The 1395-nt window shown below is 61.1% G+C and carries 2 protein-coding genes; one reads left to right on the top strand and one right to left on the bottom strand.

The genetic code is table 11. From position 1 onward, the window contains the following. Positions 1-51: 51 nt before the first annotated feature. Positions 52-987, bottom strand: coding sequence for a transcriptional regulator GcvA (gene gcvA / locus EN879_RS35845; protein WP_013528901.1), 936 nt, complete (start codon positions 985-987; stop codon positions 52-54). 130 nt (positions 988-1117) lie between these two features. Here gcvA and EN879_RS35840 point away from each other — a divergent pair, with 130 nt between their 5' ends. Beyond that, positions 1118-1384: a hypothetical protein gene (locus EN879_RS35840; protein WP_013528900.1), complete on the top strand. Its 267-nt coding sequence runs from the start codon at positions 1118-1120 to the stop codon at positions 1382-1384. The last annotated feature ends 11 nt before the right edge of the window (positions 1385-1395 follow it).

Here is a 1395-nt window from a genome sequence, read left to right as displayed (position 1 = left end):
GCCCTACTGCCCTACTGCCCTACTGCCCTACTGCCCTACTGCCCTACTGCCCTACTGCCCTTTATCCGTGGTCCGCGTCTTGGCGACTTCCTCTAGCATCCATTCGCGAAAGGCGACGATGCGCGGATCGTCGGCGGTATTCTCGGGATAGACCAGGAAATAGGCGAACTCGGGCGCCACGCGCAGGCCGAGTTCGAAAGGCTGCACCAGCCTGCCCTGGGAAAGGTCGTTCGCCACCATGGCGAAATCGGCGAGCGCAACGGCATTGCCGTCGAGCGCTGCCTGGACGGCATCCGTGGAATTTCCGAACACGACTGTCCGGCTGTCGTCGAAATCATTGATGCCGGCCGCCGCCATCCACATCCGCCAGTTCGGCCACGTCACGCCTTGCCGCGACCATTCGATATGCGCAAGCGTATGGTTGAAAAGATCGCGCGGCTCGCGCAGCGGCGGACCGGACGTCAAAAGGCTCGGGCTGCATACCGGAATGAGGATGTTGTCGAACAGCCGGTGGGTGCGAAGGCCCGGATATTTGCCAGCGCCAAAACGGATGCCGACATCGATGTCGTCAAGTTCGAAATCCCGCACTTCATAGGCAATGTCGAATCGCAACTCGATATCGGGGTGACGCTTGCGAAAATCGTCGACGCGTCGCATCAGCCATTTTGACGCGAACTGCGCGTCGAGCGTTACCTTCAAAAGAGCGGTGCCGCGCGTCAGCTTTTGCGCCCGCGAAACAGCCCGGCCAAGCAGGTCGAGCGCGTCCGCCGAGGCGTCGAACAGCACCGTTCCCGCCTCGGTGAGCCGGATGGTGCGGCTGGTGCGCGTGAACAGCACCAGCCCGAGCTGATCCTCGATTTCCTTGATCTGATGGCTGACGGCGGCCGGTGTCAGCCCAAGCTCGTCGGCGGCACGGGTGAAATTGAGGTGCCGGGCCGCCGCCTCCAGCGTCCTCAAGGCACGAGTCCCAGGCAGAAGACGAGCCATCCTATCCTCAAAGAAAACTTGATGATCGAGAGAAAACTACTCGTTTCCTACAGAGATTTCAATCTGGCATGATCTGTCCATCGAAACATCATCAAGCCGGATTTGATATTCGGGGAGAACGGAGCACACCATGTCCATCATCGTTTTGAATTCGTCCGCACATCGTCCGAACTGGCTGGCCGAAACCCTCGACTGGTTGCGTCACGCCCGGGTCGCGATACGCCTCCCCCGCCGCGATACTGCCTACCAGAACGTCGAGGATCTCTCCGACCGCCAACTGCGCGATATCGGCGGCGCGCGCCGTGATGTCGCTCGCGCAATGGACAAGGAGCTTGGCCGGCTGGGCCTGCTCGACATCGGCTGGCAGAGACCTGGCCGTAGGGGAATAGGGGAGTAGGGGAGTAGGGG

Origin of the sequence: Mesorhizobium sp. M7A.F.Ca.AU.002.02.1.1 (genome assembly GCF_003998535.1) — a bacterium.
Taxonomy (GTDB): Bacteria; Pseudomonadota; Alphaproteobacteria; order Rhizobiales; family Rhizobiaceae; genus Mesorhizobium; species Mesorhizobium ciceri.
This window is presented reverse-complemented; position numbering and strand designations above follow the sequence as displayed.

Coding starts and splice junctions, on each gene's coding strand:
- gcvA (WP_013528901.1), bottom strand. CDS start 987: ATGGCTCGTCTTCTGCCTGGGACTCGTGCCTTGAGGACGCTGGAGGCG.
- EN879_RS35840 (WP_013528900.1), top strand. CDS start 1,118: ATGTCCATCATCGTTTTGAATTCGTCCGCACATCGTCCGAACTGGCTG.